Source organism: Thermosynechococcus sp. PP555 (assembly GCF_031583225.1).
Taxonomy (GTDB): Bacteria; Cyanobacteriota; Cyanobacteriia; order Thermosynechococcales; family Thermosynechococcaceae; genus Thermosynechococcus.
Window position 1 is genome coordinate 185,446 of record NZ_CP134168.1, and the last position, 24,170, is coordinate 209,615.

A 24,170-nucleotide genomic window follows, 5' to 3' on the forward strand; every position below is an offset into this window, starting at 1 on the left:
ATTTTAGTGGGCTTTCAAGAGGGATGCGAGTGCTTCAGCAGGCATGGGTCGGGCAAAGAGATACCCTTGACCATAATCACACCCCAGTCGCTGCAGGATGTGCAGTTGGTCGCGGGTTTCAATCCCTTCGGCAATAACGCGGTAGCCCAACTCCTGAGCAAGGACTAAAATCATCTTGGTAATTTTGAGGTTGCGCTGGTTGTCTTCCAATTGCTGGACAAAGGCGCGATCCACCTTGAGGTGGTGAATCGGTAGGCTGTGGAGATAACTCAGGCAGGAATAGCCCGTTCCAAAATCGTCAATACTAATTTCAATGTGGCGCTCCCGCAGTGACTCTAGGAGACTCAGCATTTCACTGCCCAATTCAAGGGCGATGCTTTCGGTGAGTTCTAGAACCAACTGTCCTCTGCCCAAGGGATACTGTTGCTGAATGCGGCTAAGGTGGTGGAGGAAACTGGGGTGCTTCAGTGTCTTGGCCGAGACATTCACACTCAGGATCAAGTTGGCTGCCCCTTGGAACTGCTGTTGCCACAACCAAAACTGTCGACAAGCCTGCTCCAAAACCCACTTGTCAAGGTCAACAATCAGCCCTGTATCCTCAGCAATTGAGATGAAAGCACCCGGCAGAATCAGTCCGCGTTCAGGATGTTGCCAACGCACTAGGCTCTCCATGCCCACCAGTTGTTGATCTGCCAAATTAAAAAAGGGCTGATAAAACAGCTGCAGTTCTCCATGCCTGAGGGCATGGCGCAGATCGTGTTCAAGGTGGAGGCGCTCTAGCACCTGTTCGTACATCTGGGCGTTAAAGATGGCGTAGCGTCTTGTGGAGTGGGCTTTCGCTTGATACAGGGCAATATCGGCATCCCTGAGGACAGCAAAAGCCGTTTTATACTCATTTTGGGCAAAGACGACACCAATACTACTGCTGAGGAAAATTTGCCGCTCCTCTACGACCAAGGGTTCTTGGAGGCAACGGGTAATTTGCTCGCAAAGAGCAATGGCACTCTCCAAGTTGGGTAAAGCGGTTGCCAAAATCACAAACTCATCTCCGCCGAGGCGAGCCACAATATGCCTATTTTCGATGAGACGCCGCAGCAAAGTGGCAAAGGCAATGAGCAGGCGATCGCCCACTGCATGGCCGAGGCTGTCATTGATCACCTTAAAGCGATCCACATCCAAAAACAGCACGGCATAGTGAAGCTCAGGATTCCTTTGAGCTGCGGCAATTGTGGCTGCCAACTGCTCCATGAAGTAGAGGCGGTTGGGCAACCCTGTCAGGGGATCGTGATAGGCCTCATGCTCTAGCTGCAATTGCACCTGTACCCGACTGGTGACATCGCGGGAACTGGTCTGCAACTGTTGCAATTGTCCCTGACTGTCGTAGCGGGGCTTGAAGAGGGTTTCTAGCCAGAGCAACTCCCGATTCGCTGTACAGGCTCGATGGGTGATGGGCCAAAACCGCTGCTGCTGAATCATCTGTTGCAGTTCCTGCTTGACCCGCGATCGCTCATCGGGATGGCACAACTGCGTAAAATGCTGACCAATGAGCCTCCCAGAAGACCAATCCAATAGGGTTTCATAGGAGGGACTAACATGCAAACACCGGCCTTCCCGATCTAAAAGGCACACAATATCGGTCATGTTTTCCGCCAGCAGTCGATAGCGTTCTTCGCTTTCGCGCAGCGCCAGTTCAGCAGCTTTGCGGTCTGTAATATCAATATGGGTACCCACCACCTTAGAGGGGCGACCTTGGGCATCCCGAATTAACACGGCATTGCTGTGGAACCAGCGGTAGGTTCCATCGTGGTGGCGCAGGCGAAAATCAATGTCATAGTCCGCTTCACCGCGCAGAAATTGCTCGTAGGCCGCAAGGGCGCGATCGCGATCCTCGGGATGGAGTTGCTCCTGCCAATCTGCGCAACTGAACGCTTCAGTCCTAGGCAGGTCGCCCAGCTGGGCTCTGTGGGTTGGCGAAACAAGCATGGTTCCCGTAGAGAGGTCATGAAAATAAAAGCCAATCTTGGAAGCACGGATAGCCACCTCTAACTGAGCCTGCTGCTCCTTGAGGCGCTCTTCGGCCAAATGGCGCTCAGTGACATCCAAGATCACGGTGTACCAGACCACGACCCCATTAGCCGCCAAGGTGGGCTGTCCGGCGCCCTCTAGCCAGCGCACTTCGCCGCTGGTGGGATGAATAATGCGCCATTGCCAAAGCCATGGCGTCAAATTTGCCGCAGAACAGAGAACCGATTGCCATGTGGCTTCCCGATCCTCTGGATGTACCAGCTGCCACAAACTTTCACCATCCTCAGCAGCCACCGCCGCCGGGATGCCCCAAAGACGTTCGCACATTGGATTCAGATAAAATACCCGATTGCGACCATCGGGGTACTGTTCATAGCGAAACAGGGCACCAGGTAGGTGAAGAGCTGTCAAACGAAACCGTTCTTCACTCTTGCGCAATGCCGCGGCAAGACGGGAACGTTTAGCCAGTTCTTTGCGGGCTTGGGCGTATAGATTGGCCTGGTAAACCGCCACCTCCAGTTGGGTGGCAATGGTACGCATAAAATTGATTTCCACTTCTGACCACGCATGGGTTTGGTGCGGCACAAACAAACTCAGGCTGCCCCAAGGGCGCTCTTTAACAATCAAAGGCACCAGTAACCATGCCCCCGGCAATTGTTCCGCAAAGGCTCGATTCACTGCATCGGTCAGTTGGCAGGTGTCGGCGATGGCAACCACTTCTCCTGCCTTCAGCCGTGTGGCCAAGGGATTGTCCTGATCTGGGATTTCAAAGCCAAGAAACCGCGGCGCATTGGCATCGCTGTGATATTCAGCAACCGGCTGCCACACCTGCCTTTCCGGAAGGTAGCGAACCACACAGGCATCCCATCCCAGCCCTATTTCCACAATTTCCCGCACAGCGGTGTCAAAGATGGTTTCAAGGTCAAGGGAATTGCGGATGGCTTGAATGACACGATTGAGAGCCTGCTCGCGCAGTAGTTGATTTTTGAGCGTGGTCACATCTCGGCCAACGGATTGAATCCCACTGAGGGAACCATCAGCCGTAAAAACCCCTGAATTCAGCCACTGGATCCAGCGACTCCCTTTTTGGGGATGAGGTAGGCAACTTTCGCAGGTAAATAGGGGCGCAGCGGGTGTAAGCTGCATCACCTGCGCTTGGAAACAAACGGCATCTTCACAGCAGACCAACTCCCCTAAGGGGCGACCAATGACTTCAGCAGCAGAACAGTTAAAGAAGCGGCAAAAGGCCTCATTGGCAAATAGGATGGTGGTATCTGGGTGCAGGGATAGAAGAAAATCACCTTGGTCTTGGAAGATGCCGGAGTCACACTGCCTAGAATCAGGCTGCTGCTGACGAGAACAGGCAAGCCCTTGGGGCTGTATTTTCTGAGGTTGGCGCCCAGTAATGTCCTGAAACGTGAGCACAATGCACTGCAGATTGCCGCTGGGATCAACAATGGGGCGGGCGTGGATTGCTAGGGTTAATCGCCGATCGCTCAACAGCAGATCTACGGCCACAGAACAGGGTTCTAAACGCTGGTGGACTTGCCTATTGGGCAACTCTTCCTTGGGATAGGGGCGATCGCTACCGCAGTAGTAAACCTGCAGATTTGCCCAAATGTCGGCTGCCGCCGCTTGGGGATCCGTCACCGCCAAGAGTCTTTGGCCAAAGGGGTTAATGTAGCTAATTTCCCCCGCGGGATCAGCAAGAGCCACAGCAATTGGTAACGCCCCTAGGATTGCTGTTAGGTAGTGCCCCCCATCACTTTTCCCCATTCCATCTGACCGGTCGATCACTGAATCTGCACCGCCACTGGCATTGGGGGTGGCAGGCCTTAGGAAAGTGGGGAACAAACTATCCATAGGATTAATCGTAGGAAGTTACTGGGGCTCCTGACTAAAGCTAAGCGCAGCAGCTTTCTGATTACATATTCGTAATAATTACGATGGTACTTGCTATTATTTTTTTTTTTTTTGACATATAACTGATTTATAACTGATTTTCTTAAGAAGTATAAAGTAATTTCCTATTCTCCTTCCTTGGTTTTGAGTGTGGCTTCCCGCTGAGCCAGCCAGCGCGCATACAGATCTGGGCGGCGTTGGCGAGTGCGTTCAATTTGCTGTGCCCGCCGCCAAGCAGCAATTTCCCCATGGTGACCAGAAAGTAAGACCGGCGGTACCGTCCACCCTCGAAACTCTGCGGGTCGAGTGTAGTGGGGATAGTCCAATAAACCGTCCTCAAAACTGTCTTGATGCAGGGAAGCCGCTTTGCCCACCGTGCCGGGCAGCAGTCGCAGCACACCATTGAGAATCACCAGAGCTGGAATTTCCCCACAAGTGAGAACAAAGTCGCCAATGGAGATCTCTTGGGTCACCAAATGCTGGACGACCCGCTCATCCACGCCCTCATAGTGACCACAGAGAATCACTAGTTGATCTCGCTCCTGCGACCAATGCCAGAGGTGCTGTTGGGTCAGGGGTTGCCCTTGGGGGGTGACATAGATCACTTCACGGCGGGGCAAGGAGGGCAGCGATTCCACCGCCGCAAAGAGGGGTTCAGGCTTCATCACCATGCCCACACCCCCCCCGTAGGGTTCATCATCCACCCGCTGGTGCTTATCAGTACTAAAGTCACGCGGATTCGTCAGGACGACCTCGGCAATCCCGCGTGCCAAGGCTTTGGCCATTAAGCCACTGCCGAGGGGGGAGGCAAAGAACTCTGGAAAGAGGGTAATAATATCGAAACGCATTACTGGCGGTGGCAAGAGAGGGAACCATAGTAGGCAAGGGCGCGCAATTGGCTGAGGGCACACAGTTGCTCTTGTTTCCACACCTGCTGGGTTTCTGGTGCTGGGGGAGGTGACTGGACACCAAAGAGTTGATTGATCAAAGGGGAGCGATCGCGCCGAAAACGGACAAGGGCATATTCTCCTTCCTTGAGCTTGGCAGCACTAGCAAGGGCACTGAGGGTGTCTGGACGGCTGCGGGTGCCATCAATGAGGCGATAGCGCTGCGCCTGCTCGTTACTGAAAATCATTGCTCCCATTTTGTTGCGAATAACACTGGGATCAATGCCCCGTGCCTGCGCCACATGATTAATAAACTTGCTGTACTCCTGTTCAAGGCCGGCTTGGAAGACCTCAATTTCTTGGGGGGTGAGGCGACGGAAGGGATTGCCAATATCTTTGCTACGACCGGCGCTCAGTGTCCGTTCTTCAATACGGTTGGCAGTAACGCCTCCCATCAATAGGCCATTATCGAGACTGGTGGGGCGATCGTAGTAGAAAACACTAGGGCCGAGAATGCCAATACTGCCAATCATGCTGCCGTGATCAGCGTAGATCCGATCCGCTGTCACCATAGCCCAAACGCCACCGGAGGCAGAAATGCCCTCAATAAAGGCATAGAGCGGTTTTTGGGTGGCTGCGCGGTAGCTCCTAATGCCTTCGGCGATCGCCTGCGAGCCAAAGATCGTGCCGCCGGGAGTGCTGATATTGACAAAGACAGCCTTAATCGTTTCGTCCTTAGCCGCCTCTGCCAACTGCCGCTGCACTTCATAGCCGTAGGTGACACCGACAAGGGGCGCAAAGAAGCTATCTTCTTCGTTTTGCGGGCTGCCGAGAATTGGCCCAGTAATGTCAATTCTGAGAATGCGATCGCGACTGCCCTCCTTGCCGCTAACGTGCTCGTAGGGACTGGTTTCACTGGCGGGCGCCAACAAGACCCCGAGGAGGGCAAAGAAGATCGTGGCACTGAAGCCCACCACCCCCAATGTGAAAAAAAACGTTAGCGTGCCAAAAAAGATCACACCGCAGCGGTGAAACACACTGGGCCAAAAGGGGGGAAGGGAGCGCGTCATAGAGGAGGAAAGGGTTGAGTATAATCTGAAAAGTTTTTAGTCAAATGTTTTACTTATTTTAGCCGCCCCCTGCGGTTTTCTCCTGTTTTTGCCCCTCACAAGCCACCCTTGCCGTGTTGACCTGTCACGATCCTTTTGCGAGGTAGGTTCTCTCTACGAATGAAACCCTCGATGACCGCTGAGCAGTATCTCAATCACCCCACCTTTGGCTTGCTTTATGGGGTGTGCCCTATTGATGAGCATCGGCAACTTTTTACCACGTTGTATGCACAGCGGCTGTTCTTCATTGTCAGCCAACGGCCGGCAGGGATGGCGTTTGAGTCTATTAGTCGCACCGATGCGCGGATGCTCATTGAACAGCGGTTGCGATCGCTGCGCCGTCTTGGCAAAACTGCTGAATACCAAGCCCTACAAGCGATTCATCGCCAAGCCTTCATGTAACCCGATCCAGATTTCGCTAGACTGAGGCTAGGTTTTGGGGAGCAAGGATGAGCTACGACTATGACCTATTTGTGATTGGTGCCGGCTCCGGTGGCTTGGCGGCCTCAAAGCGGGCAGCTTCCTACGGCGCTAGGGTGGCCATTGCCGAAGGGGATAAAGTCGGCGGTACCTGTGTGATTCGGGGGTGTGTCCCTAAAAAGCTCATGGTCTATGGCTCCAAGTTTAGCCACCTCTTTGAAGACGCTGTCGGCTATGGCTGGCGCCCCGTTGCAGCCAAGTTGAACTGGGAGCGACTGATTCAAGCAGTGAACCAAGAGGTAAATCGCCTCAGTCAACTGCACATTAGCTACCTTGCCAAAGCCGGGGTCGAACTGCTGCCCTTTTTTGCCCGCTTTGCTGACCCCCACACCCTAGAACTCGTGGATCGCCAAGGACAGGTGCAACGGCGAGTGAGAGCGGCGAAAATCTTAATTGCTGTCGGGGGCGAAGCGATTAAGCCCAATGTGCCGGGCATTGAACACAGCATTACCTCGCGGGAGATGTTTTTGTTGCCCAAGCAGCCAAAGCGCATGGCTATCCTTGGGGGCGGCTACATCAGTGTTGAGTTTGCCGGCATTATGCAGGGACTCGGCACGGAGGTCATTCACTTTCTGCGGGGCGATCGCCCCCTGCGCGGCTTTGATCAAGACATTCAAGATGGTGTCTATGAGGGGATGATTCGCCACGGCATTGATGTCCGTCCCCAGTGCCACATTACGGGCTTGAAGCTCACCAAGAAGGGCAATATCCGCATTCGCTACGAACAGCAGGGGCAAGCCTGTGAAACTAAAGTTGATATGGTGCTGTGTGCCGTGGGGCGTGCGCCCAACTTGCAGGGGCTAGGTCTTGATCAGGCGGGGGTGCATCTTACGGCCAATAGTCAAGGGATTGTCGCCATTGCTGTGGATGAATACTACCGCACCAATCAAGAACACATTTTTGCTGTCGGGGACTGCACTAACCGCGTCAACCTCACTCCCGTAGCCATTGCCGAAGGACGCGCCTTTGCTGATACGCAATTTGGTAATCTACCGCGCACCCTCAGCTATGAGAATATTCCCTCGGCGGTGTTTTCCCAGCCGGAGGCGGCTTCGGTGGGGCTGTCTGAGGCGCAGGCCAAGGCGAAATTGGGGGAAGAGAATGTGACAATCTACCGTGCGGCCTTTCGCCCGATGTACCACAGTCTCACGGGTCGAGATGAAAAGGTGATCGTCAAATTGGTGGTGGAGAAAAATACGGAGTGGGTGCTCGGTGCCCACATGGTGGGGGATCATGCGGCTGAGATTATTCAAGGGATCGCGATCGCCCTCAAAATGGGCGCCACCAAGAAGGACTTTGATGCCACGATGGGCATTCATCCCTCGACGGCGGAGGAGTTTGTCACCCTGCGTTAGTGGCCACTTGCACCGGACTGTGGAGCAGCTCTAGGGCCGCCAGATATTGGGGATCTGCTGCTGTACCCATAGCCATGAGACTCTCGGGAGCATCGAGAACCCGCCGATCTGGCTCAATCCCCACTTTGTTGATGTTGTGGTGATTAGGGGTTTCGTAGTGGGCAATGGTAACCGCAAGGCCAGAGCCATCACTGAGGTTAAAGAGGGACTGAATCGAGCCTTTACCAAAGGTGCGATCGCCCACCAGTCGAGCACGGCCATGATCTTGCAGGGCACCGGCTAAAATCTCACTGGCACTGGCGGTTCCGCCATTCACGAGGACGACGAGCGGATCATGGGTGAGGGCACCGCCACTGGCATTGAGGCTATCCACAATCCCTTGGCGATCGACGGTATAGACAATGACCCCCGAATCCAACCACAGTTGAGCAATTTCCACCCCCGCCTGCAACAGTCCCCCCGGATTATTGCGCAGATCAAGAATGTACTCCTCCGCTCCCTGCTGCTCTAGCATTTGAATGGCTTTGCGCATTTCTGTGGCCGCCATAGCGCTAAATTGACCAAGGCGAATATAGCCAATGGTGTGTCCCTGCACTTGGCGAACCTCAGCCATAACCGGATTAATCTCAATGTGTCCCCGTTTCAGGGTGATTTCTTGAGGAGCTTCACTGCCCCGTTGTAACAACAAATGCACAGCAGAACCGGCGGCTCCCCGCATTCTTTCGGCGGCTTCATCAAGGCTGAGCTGGGTGGTGGAGACGCCATCAATGGCAAGAATGCGATCGCGGGGTTGAATCCCCACTTGGGCAGCAGGGGAGCCATCAATGGGAGCAATCACTTCGAGGACACCGGTTTCAGGGTCAGTGCTAATTTGCAAGCCGACACCAGTGAGTTCCCCAGCCGTGGTGGTTTGCAGGCTACGAAATTGGGCGGGGCGCAGTAGCCGTGTAAAGGGATCCTCTAGGCTCGCCAACATGGTTTGAATGGCCTCATAGGTCGCCTCGCGATTGGGTAGGGGACGTTTCAGCGCCTTTTCGCGCACCAGCCACCAGTTTTGGCCATTAAAAGAGGGATCTACGTAGGCTTGGTTGACAATGCGCCATGCCTCATTAAAGAGTTTTTGTTCCTCCGTTAGGGCGATCGCCGAGTCAGTGGGGAAAATGCCCCAGACTCCCACCAAGACCACCAAACAACAAATGAGACGTTGCAGCCAACGAACCCCCATTCCTTCACCTGCTGATTGCTTCTTTTTCCTAAGCTAGCACTAGAAAAATGTTTCGGAAGACACCGTTATGCCTTGAGAACCACCTTGGGATGCAGGCGATCGCCCCCACTCACTCCGATCCCCACACAGGTAGCGGCAAAGGTGACGCCCACGAACCTCTCCGCCGGCGGTAGCCCCTCACCAATCACGGCGCGGCCATGATACCAGTCGTTGAGTTGTACTTCATTGAGTTCAAGCCACGGTAGATGTGAGAGAACCGCTTGGGGCGGGCGCAGTGGTAAATGCTCTGGCGAAATGCTTTCTAGGGAATGGCTCTCCTCAATCCTCAGGCCACCACTTTCAATCCGTTGCAGGGCTGCCAGCGTTCCCCCTACCCCCAGTGCCGCCCCCAAATCGCGGGCAAGGGCGCGAATATAGGTGCCACCGCCACAGGTAATGCGCAGGGTCAATACTGGGTAGCATCCTGCTTGCCAATCTAAGACATCAATGCTGTACACCTCAACGATCCGCGGCGGCACGCTCACGACTTCACCCGCACGGGCACGGGCATAGAGCCGCTGGCCATCCACTTGAATCGCACTATAGGCGGGGGGATATTGCTCAATCTGGCCAATGAATTGGGGAAGCTGTTCCTCAATGGCCTCAAGGGTGAGGTGACTGGCAGATTGTTCTTGGCAAATGTCACCCGTAATGTCATCCGTGGTTGTGGTGATGCCAAAGCGCACCGTGCCAATATAGGCCTTGCGATCGCTCAAATAGGGGAGGAGTCGCGTCGCTGCACCAAGGGCGATCGGCAGCACCCCTGTGGCCATTGGATCTAATGTGCCCCCATGACCGATGCGTTTGAGCCGCAGCCGCTTTCGCAGTTCGTTAATGCAGTCGTGGGAAGTGCAGCCGGGCGGTTTATTGAGATTCAAAAAACCAAACATCAAGGCGTTGCCGTCAAGGGTAAGCCACTCACAAAGCGTTGCAGGGCAGCGATCGCTCGGTTGTAGTCAATGGTAGAACTCAACAGGTTGCTCTGGGCTTGAATCAGAGCCGTTTCTGCATTGCTCACCTCCGCTTGGGTGCCAATCCCTGCTTGGAAGCGCAGACGGGCAAGGCGCAGTCCCTCGGTGGCTTGGCGCACTGCCACTTCATTGGTGCGGATATTTTCCTGACTGGATTTGAGCGTGTAGTAGGCCTGCTCCACTTGAAAGCGAATTAAGTTGCGAAAGGCGGCATACTGGGCTTCAGCGATCGCGGCAGCGCTTTCCTGCTGGGCGGCACTGGCACGGGAGACCCCGCCATCAAAGAGGGTCAGGTTCATTTGACCCCCAACCGTATATCCCCAACGGGGTGCCCTCCCATCTGTGAGGCTATCAAGGGTGTTAAAACTTCCGCCGGCCACCAACTGCGGCCCTAGATTCCCCAAGGCCACCCGGCGCTGCTGCAGTGCTGCATTTCGTTGTGTCAGTTGCTGTTCCAATTCCACACGATTCCGAAACGCCAAGGCAATGCTCTCCTCAAGGGAGAGTTTCCATTCCCCAACTACCCGAATGGGGTCAGCCGCCCGCACATTGGTTTTGTCATTGAGACTGAGCAGCTGTGCCAGTTGGCGTTGAGCCGTTTGCAGTTGGCTTTGGGCTTGCACGAGTTGCTGTTGGTTATTGGCCAGTTGCACCTGTGCTGTGAGGACATCGAATTGCGTGCCTAAGCCAGCCCGTTCGCGGGCGATCGCATCCCGTAGACTAATTTGCGAGTTTTGTACCGCTGCTTCACCAATGCGCACCAGCGCCTCCGCCTGTTGAATGTTGTAGTAGGCATTGGTGACATCCTGCTGCAGTTGTTCAAATTCTCGCTGCAGATCCAGTTCGGCATTGCGCACCTGTTCCTGTGCTGCTTTGATACTGCCATCCCGTTGGCCAGAGGTGAAAATGTTGTAGCCCAGTTGCACCGTGCTGGTCCAAGTATTGCTGGTGGGATTGGCCTGCAAGGGGGGTGGTAGTTGGGCATTTTGCAGGCGAATCGCCGCTGAATCCGTGCGACTAATCCCCAATTGCAAGGAGATGCTGGGATAGAGAGCCGCCTCCGCTTGGCGCAGAACCGCCCGACTTTGTTGCAGTTGCGCCTCAAGGATTTGCAGTTGGCGATTATTCCGCCGCGCCAGTTCAATCGCTTCATTGAGGGTAATGGGGCGATCCAAATCAATTTTTACTTGATCGGGACGACTCGGGAGATAGAGGGGATCGGGATTGGGATTGAAGGGCAGGAGATCGGTGGCCGTAGGGTTGGGTTGGGCGATCGCCCCCCCGCTCATGGTGATCAAGACCGCCACAAGGCTCCCCAGCAGCAGACTGCTTTGTTGGCAGATGGATGGTTGACCCATGCTCACTCCCGACACCGTTACAACTACGGATTCTTGCTACCACATAAGACTATAACAGTCCTTTCTCAAGGAATCGTTACCCAAAAGGCGGTACACTGACACTGAACTGGTTCCAATTCTGCAAAATTCAAGGCTTGATCCAGCGCTGTGGCAACCATTTTACGCACTTGGAGCTATCAATATCCGTGGCTCTACGACACCATTAGTGCCCTCGCAGCAATAACGGTGGGGGGGAGCGATCGCCTGCATCGGTTGGCTTGGCAAGATTTGGACTTACCCCGCAGTGCCGTGGTTTTAGACCTTTGCTGTGCCCATGGCGTGGTGACTCAAGCCTTAACTCAAGCCTTTGATCAGGTCACGGGACTAGATGCTTCCCCGAAGGCGATCGCCCGTGCTCGGCAGCGCGTGCCCCAAGCCACCTATGTGGAAGCCTTTGCGGAGAAGATGCCCTTTGCCGATGCCACCTTTGATCTGGTACACACCAGCATGGCGCTGCACGAAATGACTGCGGAACAACTGCGTGCCATTGTGGCGGAAGTGTGGCGGGTTCTCAAGCCCGGTGGCTGGTTTGCCCTGATTGATTTTCATCGTCCCCAAGTGCCTCTCTTTTGGCCGGGGATGGCCCTTTTTTTCTGGCTCTTTGAAACGGAAACCGCTTGGCAACTGCTGCAAACGGACTTAGCTGAGCAGCTACGGTTACAGGGCTTCACTGTCGAGCGGCAGACCTACCACCTCGGGCGCAGCTTGCAGGTGCTCCATGCCCGCAAACCCTGCCCAAAGAATTAAGATATATGAACGATTTGCAACACGAGTGCGATAGCGATGGTAAGTTCACTGCCCCAACTGGAGATCAACTTAGAGACCGATGCCGAATTTGTCGCGCGGCACATTGGCATTACGCCCACCGATCTACCCAAAATGTTGAGCCTGTTGGGGTATGGCAGCCTCAAGGAGCTGATCACTGCCGTCATTCCCCCGGAAATTCGCTTGCAACGCCCTCTCGCTCTGGGTGAAGGTCTCAGTGAAACAGCAGCCCTGCAAAAATTACGCACCCTTGCCCAGCAAAACCAAGTTTGGCGCAGCTACATCGGCATGGGCTATTACAACTGCATTACGCCAGCGGTGATTCAGCGCAACATTCTGGAAAACCCCGGCTGGTACACCCAGTACACCCCTTACCAAGCGGAAATTGCCCAAGGACGCCTCGAAGCCCTCCTCAACTTTCAAACCCTTGTCAGCGATCTAACGGGCTTGCCCATTGCCAATGCCTCTCTCCTTGATGAGGCGACGGCTGCCGCTGAAGCCATGACGCTGAGCTTGAATGCCTGCCGTCAAAAGGGAGCCAACCGCTTCTTGGTGGCGCAGGATAGCCATCCCCAAACCCTAGCAGTGCTGCGCACCCGTGCCCTGCCCCTTGGCATTGAGATTGTACCCATTGACTCGATCGCCAGTGAATTGCCTTGGGAGAATGCCTTTGGCCTGCTCTTGCAATATCCCGCCAGCGATGGTGCGGTGCGATCGCCCCAAGCCCTGATTGCCGCTGCCCATGAACGGGGACTCTTGGTGACGGTGGCCACTGATTTGCTGGCCTTGACATTGCTGACACCGCCGGGAGAATTGGGGGCAGATATTGCCGTCGGCAGCTCCCAGCGTTTTGGTGTGCCCTTGGGCTATGGGGGGCCTCACGCCGCCTTCTTTGCCATCCGGGAAGACTTTAAGCGGCAATTACCCGGACGACTAGTGGGGGTTTCCCACGATGCTCTCGGTCAAAAAGCATTGCGCCTTGCCCTGCAAACCCGTGAACAGCACATCCGCCGCGAAAAGGCCACCAGTAACATCTGCACTGCCCAAGTTCTCCTCGCGGTTGTTGCCAGTATGTACGCCGTCTATCATGGAGCCGCGGGGCTGCGGCAAATCGCTGAGCGCATCCATCAACGGGCAGTGACCCTAGCAGCAGGCTTAGCAGCAGCGGGCTATCCACTCTACCATTCTGAGTTTTTTGACACCCTACGCATTGGCTTGGGGAACCTGCCAGTACAGGTGCTCAAGGAGCGGGCAGCAGCGGCGCAAATCAACCTGCGTTACTTTGAGGATGGCAGTGTCGGCATCAGCCTCGATGAGACCACCACCGAGCAAGATGTGGCGGATTTGCTGGCGCTCTTTGGCACAAGTCCTGCGGCAGTTGCCGCGGGCGATCGCCTACCGCCAACCCTAAAACGCCAATCTGCTTACCTGCAGCACCCCGTCTTTCAGGACTACCACAGCGAACACGCCCTGCTGCGCTACATTCACCGCCTTCAGGCCAAGGATCTCTCCCTCACCACCTCGATGATTCCCCTTGGCTCCTGCACCATGAAGCTCAATGCCACGGCGGAAATGCTGCCCATCAGTTGGCCAGAATTCAATCAACTGCATCCCTTTGCCCCGGCTGAGCAAGCCCAAGGCTATCAGCAGCTGTTCCGTGAGCTAGAGGCAATGCTGGCAGAAATTACCGGCTTTGATGCCATTTCCCTACAACCCAATGCCGGTTCCCAAGGGGAATATGCGGGACTCCTAGTGATTCGCCAGTACCACCACAGCCGCGGCGAAAGCCAGCGCAATGTGTGTTTGATTCCCACCTCTGCCCATGGCACCAACCCTGCCAGTGCGGTCATGGCTGGCATGCAGGTGGTGGCAGTCAATTGCGATGCCCAGGGCAATATTGATGTGGCGGATCTGGCGGCCAAGGCCGAAACCTATGGCGATCGCCTAGCGGCCTTGATGATCACCTATCCCTCGACCCACGGTGTCTTTGAAACGGGAATTCGCCAAATTTGTGAGATCATCCATCGCTACGGCGGTCAAGTCTATATGGATGGTGCCAATATGAATGCCCAAGTGGGGCTGTGCCGTCCGGCGGACTTTGGTGCCGATGTCTGCCATCTCAACCTCCACAAAACCTTTTGTATTCCCCACGGCGGCGGTGGGCCGGGGGTGGGACCCATCGGGGTCAAGGCGCATTTAGCCCCCTTCTTGCCAACCACGCAGCTGATTCCCCAAGGATCGGAAATTGGCCCGGTGACTGCCGCCCCTTGGGGCAGTGCCAGTATTTTGCCGATTTCGTGGATGTACATTACCCTGATGGGGGGGGTGGGGTTGACACGCGCCACCGCAATTGCCATCCTCAATGCTAACTACATTGCCAAACGCCTTGAACCCTACTACCCGGTTCTCTACAAAGGTGCCCACGGTTTGGTGGCTCACGAGTGTATTCTCGATCTGCGTCCGCTGAAAAAATCCGCGGGAATTGAGGTAGAAGATATTGCCAAGCGGCTGATGGACTATGGCTTCCATGCCCCCACCATTTCTTGGCCGGTGCCGGGCACGCTGATGATTGAACCGACAGAAAGTGAAACCAAGGCGGAATTGGATCGCTTTTGTGAGGCGATGATTGCCATTCGCGCCGAAATTGCTGAAATTGAGGCGGGCGTCAGCGATCGCCAGCAAAACCCCCTGAAAAATGCCCCCCATCCCGCCCTGATGCTGGCCACAGAGCCATGGCCTTACCCCTATTCACGGCAAGTGGCTGCCTACCCCGCCCCTTGGCTGCGGGAGTACAAATTTTGGCCAGCGGTTGCCCGCATTGACAATGCCTATGGCGATCGCCACCTCGTGTGTAGTTGCTCAGTGCCCATCACTTCACCAGAGTCTTAAGCAAAGCTGAAATTTTTGCAGCGGTTCGCCATTCTCCTTGTCACCGCTCAAAGGGGGTTGCTAAAAGTAAGGCAGATCAACCCCTAGGGTGGCGTTATGACCTTGGCTAGTCTCGATACCATTGTTCTCTCCCGTTGGCAATTTGCCCTCACGGCCATTTTCCATATGCTCTGGCCGGTCTTGACGACGGGCATGAGTATTTACCTCGTGGTCATTGAGGGGCTATGGCTGAAAACCAAGAACCTGACCTACTATCACCATGCTCGCTTTTGGTCAAAGCTGTACATCCTCAACTTTGGTATTGGCGTGGCTTCGGGGTTGCCCATGGCCTTTCAATTTGGCCTCAACTGGGCACCCTTCTCGGAAGCAGTGGGGGATTTCTTCGGCACTGTCTTGGGGTTTGAGGGCACCATGGCCTTCATGCTGGAAGCCAGCTTCTTGGGCATTATGATTTTTGGCTGGCAACGGGTACCGCCAGTGATGCACTGGATTTCGACCATCTGTGTCGCCTTTGGTGCGAACCTCTCCACCTTCTGGATTCTCTCGGCCAACTCATGGCTCCAGACACCAGCGGGGGGCGTCTTTGTCGAGGGTAAGTTCCGCGTTCAAGACTACTTCCAAGCCATTGCCAACCCCTTCATGGTCAAGAGTTTTTTCCACATGTTCTTTGCCACCCTAGAAACCTCGCTGTTTGTTATTGGCGGCATTAGTGCTTGGTATCTACTGCAAAATCGCCTGCCCAATTTCTTCACGAAATCCCTGAAGGTGGTGTTGGTGATGGCCTTGGTGATTGCACCGCTACAGGTGTTTGTTGGCCACCTCAGTGCTGAGCAGGTCTATCATTACCAACCCGCCAAATTAGCCGCCATGGAAGCCCTGTGGGAAACAATACCCGCAGGCACCCCTGCCAATTGGAGTGTGATTGCCTTACCCAATGAGGCCGCCCAAGCAAATACCTTGGAACTGAAAATTCCCGGCCTGCTGAGCTACCTACTGGAGTTGAAACCGCAGTTAGACACACCGATCTTGGGCTTGAAGGAGTGGAACGCTAGCGATCGCCCCCATTTGATTGGCCTGATTTACTATTCTTTTCGCCTGATGGTGGCCATTGGTCTGTACCTCGCGGCTCTCGCGATCGTCACCGTTTTTGTCTGGTGGCGCACAGGCCTCGAGGGCGATCGCCTACGCAATTACCAGTGGCTCTGGTGGGGCTGGATCTTTGCAGGACCCTTGGGATACCTTGCCGTCGAAGCCGGTTGGATTGTCCGCTGTGTCGGGCGTCAACCGTGGATTGTCTATGGCCAGTTGCGGACGGCAGAAGCGGCCTCCAATTTACCGCCCCAAGTGGTGCTCTTTTCCCTTAGTGGCTTGGTTGCCCTGTACACCATTTTCTTCTTTGCTGCCCTCTTCTTTGGCAGTCGCATCATCCAAAAAGGCCCCAATGTTGCCTTGCCGGTGCCGGGGCTGCACAATGCTGAACAACTGGAAATCCGCATCAAACTAGCAGAGCACCAACCGGATCGCCGTCCCCTAGAAACTCAACAATAAGGGAGTACACCATGGAACCGAATCCCCTTGCACCCTTGGAGCACTTTTTGCCGCAGGTATGGTTTTTTATCCTAGGGTTGTTTCTCTTTCTCTACATTCTCCTAGATGGGTTTGATCTGGGCATTGGCATTCTTTCTCTCACCAGCAGTAACGAACGGCGCCGCAATATCCTCATGACCAGCCTTGGCAATGTTTGGGATGCCAATGAAACATGGCTGGTGCTGATGGGGGGGTCGCTGTTTGGTGCTTTTCCCTTGGCCTATGCCACCATCCTCAATGCCCTTTACCTACCCGCAGTGATTATGGTGGTGGGGCTAATTTTGCGGGCAGTGTCCTTTGAGTTTCGCGAGAATGCCAATAATAAACGGGTGTGGAACCTTGCCTTTGGCATTGGCAGTTTTTTGGCTGCCTTGGGGCAGGGCTTTGCGGTGGGCACTGTTTTTGAGGGCATCAAAGTAGATGCTGCGGGTCACTTTGCTGGAGGCATGTGGGATTGGTTGACGTGGCACTCGGTGTTAGTGGCACTGACGCTGATTCAGGGCTATGTGCTGATTGGGTCAACCTATCTGATTTACAAAACCACGGGTGAGTTGCAGCAAACCCACTACCGCACGGCCACGATTGCAGCTTGGACAACGTTTATTGGTGCTGTGTTGATTACCATTAGCGCCCCCATTTTCCATGAGCACCTGCGTGCCCAACTGTTTCAGCCACCGCTGTTCTACATTTTTGCCGCCATTCCCATTTTGGGTATCTTGCTGATTTTTCTATTGCTGCGTAGTTTACAAAAACGGGAAGAAGTCATGCCCTTAGTGTGGACGTTTTTACTGTTTCTCCTGTCATTTATTGGCTTGGGCTTTGTCATTTTTCCAAACATCATTCCCCCCAGCGTCACCATTTACGAAGCCGCTGCCTCTCCTAGCGCTCAAGTCTTTATGCTGATTTTCGTCGCTTTCTTAATTCCAATTATGCTGGCCTACAATCTCTACAATTACTTAGTGTTTCGTGGCAAAGTTGTGGCCTAGGTATTGAAAAAATTCAGGCCTAAAACACCCTAGCAGAGGAGGCAAAACAAGGCACAATAGCAACAGATAGCCTTTTTCTCTCGCTTGAGGACGCATCAGCAGAATTAGCGGCAAGCTTAGCGGCTTTCAATGGTTGTGAAAAGGCTGTTAACTTCCTTTGCTGCTCATTTCCGTCCATGTCCTGTTGGCAAGTTGACCTTTACCGTCGGCCGTTGCGTACCCCCAGTGGTCTTGATCTGTGGGAACTTGTGATTTGTGACCCTGAGGAAAATTTTTACTACACGGCTTTTTGCCCAGAACCCCTCGTGAGCAGTTCATGGCTGGCCACAGAGTTTAAAAGTTGCGGGCAGCCCCTGCCGCAGCGAGTGCAGGTTTTTCGTCCCCAGAGTTTAGGCCTCGTGGAAGTGGCTTGCCAAGAACTCAACCTTCCCCTCGAAGCCACCCGCCGCACCCCGGCTCTGAAGCACTACCTGTGCCAACGCACTCAGGAATACCAAAGCCTGAAAACCTACACCGGTGAAGCCTACGATCCCTTGGCCATTGAGCAGCCGCCGCCATTGCCCCTGCCCGATGATATTTGGGGAGATTCTTGGCAGTTTGCAGCAATTACTCCCCCCGACTTGGCACAACTGATGCAATATCCGCTGCGGATTCTGGCCTTTGAGATGGCAATGTTGCCAGAGTCTTTGGGGCTGGCTCCCGATACGTTGATTCCGGGAATTATTCTCTATGGCGGTCGCAAGTCCCTGAAGCTGGCGCGGTGGTTCCAAGAGCAACTGCCCTATCGCTTAGAGTTTGTGCCGGGGCGACCCTGTGGGGTGGTGTTGCACAGCGGCTTGCGCGATCGCTGGGTCTTTTTGACGTTTGAAGATACTGACATTGCTCGGGCAGGGGAAGTGTTTCGCGATCGCCTGCGCTCCACTCAGGGTCTGCACTTTCTCCTCATTCAACCGACTCCCAATGACACCACCTACACGGCTCTCTGGCTGCTCCAACCTCTTGAATAGCCTAAGGTTTGAGCCGTCCCTGTTCTAAGCTTTCCTGCAGGGCACGGGTTTCATCCAAAACCGTTTCAATGCCTTCAATGTGGGTCTGGCGCACAAAATTAATTTTGATTTCCTCTAGCCACATCACCAACAGATCTTGAATCACCTTGCCCACCTGTTCCTCTTGGAGTTCGGCAGTCAGGGTTTGGCCAAATTTTTGCGCCAGTTGACTCGCCAGTAATGCGCCTTCGCGGGGTGGATTGCCTTGGTGTTTGCTCGCTTGCTCCAATAGCAGAAAGAGGCGATCGCTAATCTCCTTGGCAAGGGATTGGTGCCAGTGGCGCGGTAAGGCCTCAAGGGATGGAATTTCCAATAACCGCCGATAGGGGGGCGCTTGCCGTAGGACTTGATCGACACTGTAGGCCACTAAGCCTTCCACTTCTGGTCGCAGTTGGGGGATCACGCGGTAAATGACTACCTGCACAACTAAGGCTGCCAGTTCCCCCAGTTCATCAATGTCATTGAGCGTCTTGCTCCCTTGGCCGCCAGAGACACGCGGTAGCCAGCGACTCAATTGGCCGCGACGGATTGCTTTTTGCAGTTGGGTGAGGACTTGCAGGACAACCACTTCCGAAATATCGGTGGCGATCGCTGCCACAACCCCCTGCGACGCCTGCCGCTCAAGGGTATCAAGGCAGATAATCTCCGCTTGATCCAAGCGAATGGTCACTGGGATAATCCGCAGCCATGCCCACGTCGGTGCCAACCACCAAAAGGGAAAAAAGAGGAGCACATCATACCAGCGCCAAAACATGGCATCTCGCCAGTGATAAGCGCGATACTGGCGACTCAGCCAAAACGTCCGCCCCAAAAATTCAACAAAGAACAGGAGAGTGAAGGGAAGATCAATGGCATCAAAGCGGTCAATAAAATTTCCATCCTCACCGTAGCGGCGCCAATAGTTGGTAGCCATCAGGGGAATGATCTGCGCCTCAAACCAAGCAAGGCTGGTCTGCCAGTCCCGTTCATTGATGTACTCCGGACTCCAAAAGCGCTCAAAGGACTGTTTAGAGGAGGCATTGCGATCGCCAAAGACCCGCAACCGCATCAGGTTCTTGATTCGCTCAAGGGTGCCGGTTTTATTGGCAAGGGCAAAGGGGTCGGTGTCCACCATAGTTTTACTCTGCTCGCGCAACTGAGCTAGGAGTGCTTGCGTCGCCGCGGCATCCACCCCTTCAGTGGTAATCGTTTGCCGGAGTTGGTTGACCGTGTTGATGTACCGCTCCGTCGTCCGGTGGGGTTCGATTCCCTTAATGGGGTCATAAAGGGCAGTCATCGGCAAGGGCTGGGGCAGATAAATCACCCGCTGAATCAGGGGAATGCGGATCTTTCCCAAAAGCCAGAAGTCCCGTAGGGGAATATAGGTGAGATCAAAGAGCACCAACAGAAAATTGGCGCTGGCAATGGCCACCATGATCCGCTCATAGGTTCGATTCAATGGTTTATCAAACATCTGGCTCCCCTAGCGCAAGCGGACATAGCCGGCTTTTTCAATTGCGGCTTGACCCTGATCCGTTAATAACAGGTCTGCATAGGCACGACCGGCTTGGGCATCCGGGCTATTGTCATCCTTAGTAATGACAAACAGACGACGGGTGAGGGGGTAACTGCCCTCCTGAAAGGCGCGATAGTTCAGCGTATTCCGTCGCTGTGGACATTGAGACGGATCCACATAGGGCTCCTGATAGGGGGGAACATACTGATTGGGCTGCCGTCCCAACGGCAAGGGTCGCACACTACACTGACCAACAATTTCCGGTGCCGAGGCATAGTAAATGCCGCCGGGGGTCGCCCCCACCCGCCGTAGGGCATCTGTGGTATCCCGCACCATCACCACCTTGGGACTGAATGGCTGGTTCCCCAAGACATCTTGGACGAAAAACTCTACCGTTCCGCCATCTTCCAGCCGCCGTGAAAAGGGAGTAATGGCTAGATTCGGACCGCCCACTTGGCTCCAGTTCGTGAGTTTTCCGGTATAAATATCAACCACTTGCTGTACCGTGAGGCCAGGAATCTGGAGGTTGGGATTGACAGCGATCGCGATGCCATCGATCGCCACCGGTAGTTCCAGCAATTTTATCCCTTGGCTCTGCGCCTGCTGCCGCTCCTGTGGATTGAGGGAGCGCGAGGACTGGGCAAAGGCAAGTTGATTATTGAGAACCATGCGAATGCCACTGCCCGAGCCTGGCGTGCCGGTGGGGGGGTTGGTGTAGCGCAGGCGAAAATTGGGCCAAGCTAACTGAATCAGGGGATCGACATCGCGGCGAATCGGTGCCCACGTCGTACTGCCCCCGTATTGAAACGTACCACTGGGAACATTGCTGACATCGCTGAAATTCGCAGCCGCCATCTCTGGCGTACTCTGGGGCACCCCCAAGTTTTCAGTCACCTGTTCAAGGGGATTTTGATTGCCCAGTAACCGAATCACGAGCACCGCCCCCACCCCCAATAGACCACAGGTGAGGACAAGAGACACCAGCAAAGGCAGCAGGTTGCTATTGCGAGACATGGCAAAACCAGTCAAAACTCTGACCCTAGCCTAGCTCAAGGTTGTCCCCACACTGATCTTTTTTTAGCCAATGTTTAGGTTTAGACGCCGTGGTGCAGGGTTTTTACCCACTTGAGACGCTTCGCCCGTACGGCCATACGCAGCGTCGTCGTACTCACCACTGGTAACCAATGGAGCATATAGAGGGTTCCCCGCAAACTTTGCCAAAAGAGTTGCCAGATGCTCACCGATTGTGCCTGCGGAATGCCCCGCAACATCCCCACCATCGAAATCGTAAAGCTCAGTGTCGTCAGGGGTACTAGCATCGGGCTGCGGTGACGCAGTAGAGCCATCAGCAGGTCGGGAATTGTGGCCGTGGGAATGGCGTATTTGATCAAAAACCAGCAGAGCACATCCCAACTTTTTTGCCAGCCAAGGCGATTGCGCAGCAGCGGTTGCCAGTAGTCCAAGTAGCTTTGATAGCCCCCTTCAGCCCAGCGGTTGCGTTGGTGCCACAGCGCCACGAGTGTGGTCACCCCCTCCTCCTGTACCGCTGGATTCATCAGCACGTCAATCTGCCAGCCATGGAGATGCAGCTTCAGACTGAGATCCAGATCGTCAGTAATGGTTTCTTCATTCCAGCCGCCACAGCGCTCTAGAGCTTGCCGCCGCACAAATTGGCCATTGCCCCGCAATTCCCCCATACCCCCGCAGGCGACCCGCTGCTGTTGATAGTAGGCATCGAGGATCATTTCTGCCGCTTGGCCTTGGGTCAGCAAATTGATGTCGGCATTACTAATTGCTTTGCGCACTTGCACCGCGCCAACGCTGGCCACCTGAAAGCGGTTGACCACCTCTTGCAATAAATCTTGGGGTACCGTGGCATCGGCATCAAAGACACCAATAATCTCCCCCCGCGTCAGGGGCAGGACTTGATTGAGGGCACCGGACTTACCCCCGCCCGCCCCCGGCAGCCGCCGCAGCACTTTGAGGTGAGGATATTGCTTTTGTAGTTCACTCAAAATATCGGGGGTGCGATCGCTACTGTTGTCATCAATAATCCACACCTCGTAGTGGGGATAATCCAAGCGGCAAAGGTTTTTGACGAGGCGACCAATCACCGCCTCTTCATTTTTCGCCGCTACCACCAAAGACACCATCGGCTGCACACTTTCTGCCGTCTCCAACGCAGGTAGCGTTTGTGGCTTGGCTCGCCAGTAGCGCAGTGTTTGCAAGCTCATTAGCAGCGTTAGGGCATAGATCAGCCAAATGCCACCCACAATCAGATGCAGGGCGATCGTGCTCCCCCAAATCAGAGAAAGCGCTAGGAAAGCCTTGCGACGGCGACCCTCAGAACGCGGTTGTAATGGAGGACTCTCTGGGGCATCAACCCACTCCGACAGGAGTTCGTCGAGGGGATCGGCTTCGTTGTAGAAACTGTTTTCGGGCCAGGAATTCTCCGGCATAGGTCACCTGATTGAGAAACCAGTACTTATCCACTCCCTTAAAGAAGCTGGGAATGAGATAACACCACACTGTGCAGCCTTCGCAGACGGAGAGTCGGCCTTGGGAGCGGCGATACTCCTCTACCACCTCGGAGGACTTGTACAGCTCGTACAGGCGACCATTGATGGGGACTCCCTTCTGCGCAAAGTGGTAGCAGGGTAGAAGCAACTCATCATTGGGGGAAATGGCAATCACCGCATCCACCGCCTTGCAACGGGGATTTTGGGTATTGTTTCCCCCCGCACGGATGAGGGCTAATGCTGCCTTATTGTAACCAACATTGTTATACTTCTTCGCATTTTGTTCAATGTGGTCGGCAATTTCAGGGGTGGGGTTCTTCTTGTCGTTGTAGTGTTCATGGGCGGTAAAAGCGGGATTCAACCAAACCCGTACCCCTAGACTTTGGGCAAATTCGGCCACCTCACCAATCCGTTCATAATTTTGAGCAGTGACGGTGTGATTCAGCACTGGATATTCACCAAGCTCAAGGGCAATTTTGACGGACTCCACCAACGTGTCAAAAATTTTCACGCCCCGCGACTGATCATGGGTGGCCGCATCAGGCCCATCGAGGGAGAAGTTCAAGAAATCCACCAAGCCCTGAATTTCCCTAGCACGGCGGGGATAGAGAATCGTGTTGGTCGTCATGCTGGTGATGAAACCCAGACGCTTGGCTTCACGGTAGATGGCTGGGGCATCGGCACGCAGCAGCGGTTCACCCCCCGTAAAGTCCACATATTTGACCCCCAAACGTTTCAAATCGCGGAGATTGGTTTGGATGGCGCTAAAATCAGCTTCTTTGCCCGGTTCCAGTGCCCAAATGTCGCAAAAGTGGCAGCGGGCGTTACAGCGGTAGGTCAGGTAGTAGTTAGCAACCAGTGGACGCATTGAGTCTCTTCCTTAACGAATTCAAGCAAGGCCAAAATGAATAAAGCAGTCAATGAGTTTATGCAAGCAATTGAAAAATTTCTAGACAAAACTTCATCAGAGTTTGAGTTGCTGAACAGTTTAGCACTCTGCTGAGCTGAGGAATGGAGATCTATCCCTGAAGCGGCTGCAAGTTTAGCAATGCTTATTATTGATAAATATTTTTTATATTAAAAGCGTATTGCTATTTGCCTAGATTATCTTTTACCGTGAGGGTATGCGCAATTGTGAGGATAGCCCCATGAATCAACGCCTTGCCCAACGCACGTCTACTTCATTTAACGACCAAAATCCGTCAGTGGCTAATGACTTATCCGATCACAACGCCAGCGATCGCCCACCGCATTTGCCGCCTTATTCCAGCCCAATCTCCCTTTGCCCGCACCCTCTGCTTCTTGGGTCGGCCAGTCATCACCATTCCCCTCTGTGTAAACTCAATCCCTTTTATGAAGAAGTCGTGATGCTGCGGTTTCGTGCCCTCACCGACCTCAGCAATGTCTGGCAAGAGGACATCAGCCAATACGTCTAGGCAGCGAGGAACTTGCAGTTGCTATACGATTAAAATGTATAGCTTTGTATCCATGGT

19 protein-coding genes are annotated in these 24,170 nt (G+C 54.3%); 9 read left to right on the forward strand and 10 right to left on the reverse strand.

Features of this window, described 5'->3' with window-relative positions; all coding sequences use genetic code 11:
• Positions 1-3 precede the first annotated feature (3 nt).
• From RHH27_RS00875 to RHH27_RS00885, 3 genes are all read right to left on the reverse strand, one after another.
• Positions 4-3,801, reverse strand: a complete 3,798-nt coding sequence (locus RHH27_RS00875) for an EAL domain-containing protein (RefSeq protein WP_302678602.1) — start codon at positions 3,799-3,801, stop codon at positions 4-6.
• A 251-nt stretch (positions 3,802-4,052) separates the two neighbouring features.
• Complete coding sequence (gene trmD, locus RHH27_RS00880) at positions 4,053-4,775, reverse strand: tRNA (guanosine(37)-N1)-methyltransferase TrmD (RefSeq protein WP_206200656.1); 723 nt, start codon at positions 4,773-4,775, stop codon at positions 4,053-4,055.
• Positions 4,775-5,884, reverse strand: coding sequence for a S49 family peptidase (locus RHH27_RS00885; RefSeq protein ID WP_302678603.1), 1,110 nt, complete (start codon positions 5,882-5,884; stop codon positions 4,775-4,777). Before RHH27_RS00885 ends, trmD begins: the two co-directional genes overlap by 1 nt.
• Positions 5,885-6,043: 159 nt before the next feature.
• Between RHH27_RS00885 and pipX the strand changes: the two genes are divergently transcribed.
• Both pipX and gor read left to right on the forward strand, forming a co-directional pair.
• Complete coding sequence (gene pipX, locus RHH27_RS00890; protein WP_225901608.1) at positions 6,044-6,325, forward strand: transcriptional coactivator PipX; 282 nt, start codon at positions 6,044-6,046, stop codon at positions 6,323-6,325.
• A 47-nt stretch (positions 6,326-6,372) separates the two neighbouring features.
• The gene (gor, locus tag RHH27_RS00895) at positions 6,373-7,758 is read left to right on the forward strand and encodes a glutathione-disulfide reductase (RefSeq protein WP_302678604.1); all 1,386 of its coding nucleotides are present in this window, start codon (positions 6,373-6,375) and stop codon (positions 7,756-7,758) included.
• Here gor and ctpA read toward each other — a convergent pair.
• The 3 genes from ctpA to RHH27_RS00910 form a co-directional block, all read right to left on the reverse strand.
• Positions 7,745-8,983: a carboxyl-terminal processing protease CtpA gene (gene ctpA / locus RHH27_RS00900; protein WP_302678605.1), complete on the reverse strand. Its 1,239-nt coding sequence runs from the start codon at positions 8,981-8,983 to the stop codon at positions 7,745-7,747. The two genes, gor and ctpA, sit on opposite strands and share 14 nt — an antisense overlap.
• Before the next feature lie 65 nt (positions 8,984-9,048).
• Positions 9,049-9,912 (reverse strand): tRNA pseudouridine(55) synthase TruB, encoded by an 864-nt coding sequence (gene truB, locus RHH27_RS00905; protein WP_302677018.1) that lies wholly within the window; start codon positions 9,910-9,912, stop codon positions 9,049-9,051.
• A complete protein-coding gene (locus RHH27_RS00910; protein ID WP_302678606.1) occupies positions 9,912-11,351 on the reverse strand; it encodes a TolC family protein in 1,440 nt (479 codons plus the stop codon). Before RHH27_RS00910 ends, truB begins: the two co-directional genes overlap by 1 nt.
• Before the next feature lie 147 nt (positions 11,352-11,498).
• Here RHH27_RS00910 and RHH27_RS00915 point away from each other — a divergent pair, with 147 nt between their 5' ends.
• The 5 genes from RHH27_RS00915 (at position 11,499) to RHH27_RS00935 (ending at position 18,624) form a co-directional block, all read left to right on the forward strand.
• Positions 11,499-12,137, forward strand: a complete 639-nt coding sequence (locus RHH27_RS00915; protein WP_206200662.1) for a class I SAM-dependent methyltransferase — start codon at positions 11,499-11,501, stop codon at positions 12,135-12,137.
• 36 nt (positions 12,138-12,173) lie between these two features.
• A complete protein-coding gene (gene gcvP, locus RHH27_RS00920) occupies positions 12,174-15,044 on the forward strand; it encodes an aminomethyl-transferring glycine dehydrogenase (RefSeq protein ID WP_302678607.1) in 2,871 nt (956 codons plus the stop codon).
• A gap of 96 nt (positions 15,045-15,140) precedes the next feature.
• Positions 15,141-16,592 (forward strand): cytochrome ubiquinol oxidase subunit I, encoded by a 1,452-nt coding sequence (locus RHH27_RS00925; RefSeq protein ID WP_302678608.1) that lies wholly within the window; start codon positions 15,141-15,143, stop codon positions 16,590-16,592.
• 11 nt (positions 16,593-16,603) lie between these two features.
• Entirely contained in the window at positions 16,604-17,617 is a 1,014-nt protein-coding gene (gene cydB, locus RHH27_RS00930; protein ID WP_206200665.1) for a cytochrome d ubiquinol oxidase subunit II, read from the forward strand.
• A 176-nt stretch (positions 17,618-17,793) separates the two neighbouring features.
• Positions 17,794-18,624: a Tab2/Atab2 family RNA-binding protein gene (locus RHH27_RS00935; protein ID WP_302678609.1), complete on the forward strand. Its 831-nt coding sequence runs from the start codon at positions 17,794-17,796 to the stop codon at positions 18,622-18,624.
• 1 nt (position 18,625) lies between these two features.
• Here the strand turns inward: RHH27_RS00935 and RHH27_RS00940 are convergent, their stop codons facing one another.
• The 4 genes from RHH27_RS00940 to RHH27_RS00955 all read right to left on the reverse strand — a co-directional run bounded on the left by RHH27_RS00940 (position 18,626) and on the right by RHH27_RS00955 (position 23,545).
• The gene (locus RHH27_RS00940; protein WP_302678610.1) at positions 18,626-20,116 is read right to left on the reverse strand and encodes a hypothetical protein; all 1,491 of its coding nucleotides are present in this window, start codon (positions 20,114-20,116) and stop codon (positions 18,626-18,628) included.
• A gap of 9 nt (positions 20,117-20,125) precedes the next feature.
• On the reverse strand, positions 20,126-21,172 hold the full coding sequence (locus RHH27_RS00945; protein WP_302678611.1) for a PstS family phosphate ABC transporter substrate-binding protein: 1,047 nt from the start codon (positions 21,170-21,172) through the stop codon (positions 20,126-20,128).
• A gap of 80 nt (positions 21,173-21,252) precedes the next feature.
• On the reverse strand, positions 21,253-22,617 hold the full coding sequence (locus RHH27_RS00950) for a glycosyltransferase family 2 protein (protein WP_302678612.1): 1,365 nt from the start codon (positions 22,615-22,617) through the stop codon (positions 21,253-21,255).
• The gene (locus tag RHH27_RS00955; RefSeq protein WP_206200669.1) at positions 22,538-23,545 is read right to left on the reverse strand and encodes a radical SAM protein; all 1,008 of its coding nucleotides are present in this window, start codon (positions 23,543-23,545) and stop codon (positions 22,538-22,540) included. The genes RHH27_RS00950 and RHH27_RS00955 overlap by 80 nt, the downstream gene beginning before the upstream one ends.
• Before the next feature lie 344 nt (positions 23,546-23,889).
• Here RHH27_RS00955 and RHH27_RS00960 point away from each other — a divergent pair, with 344 nt between their 5' ends.
• On the forward strand, positions 23,890-24,045 hold the full coding sequence (locus tag RHH27_RS00960; RefSeq protein WP_255521475.1) for a Mo-dependent nitrogenase C-terminal domain-containing protein: 156 nt from the start codon (positions 23,890-23,892) through the stop codon (positions 24,043-24,045).
• Positions 24,009-24,113, forward strand: a complete 105-nt coding sequence (locus RHH27_RS00965) for a Mo-dependent nitrogenase C-terminal domain-containing protein (protein WP_255521522.1) — start codon at positions 24,009-24,011, stop codon at positions 24,111-24,113. The genes RHH27_RS00960 and RHH27_RS00965 overlap by 37 nt, the downstream gene beginning before the upstream one ends.
• Positions 24,114-24,170 lie beyond the last annotated feature (57 nt).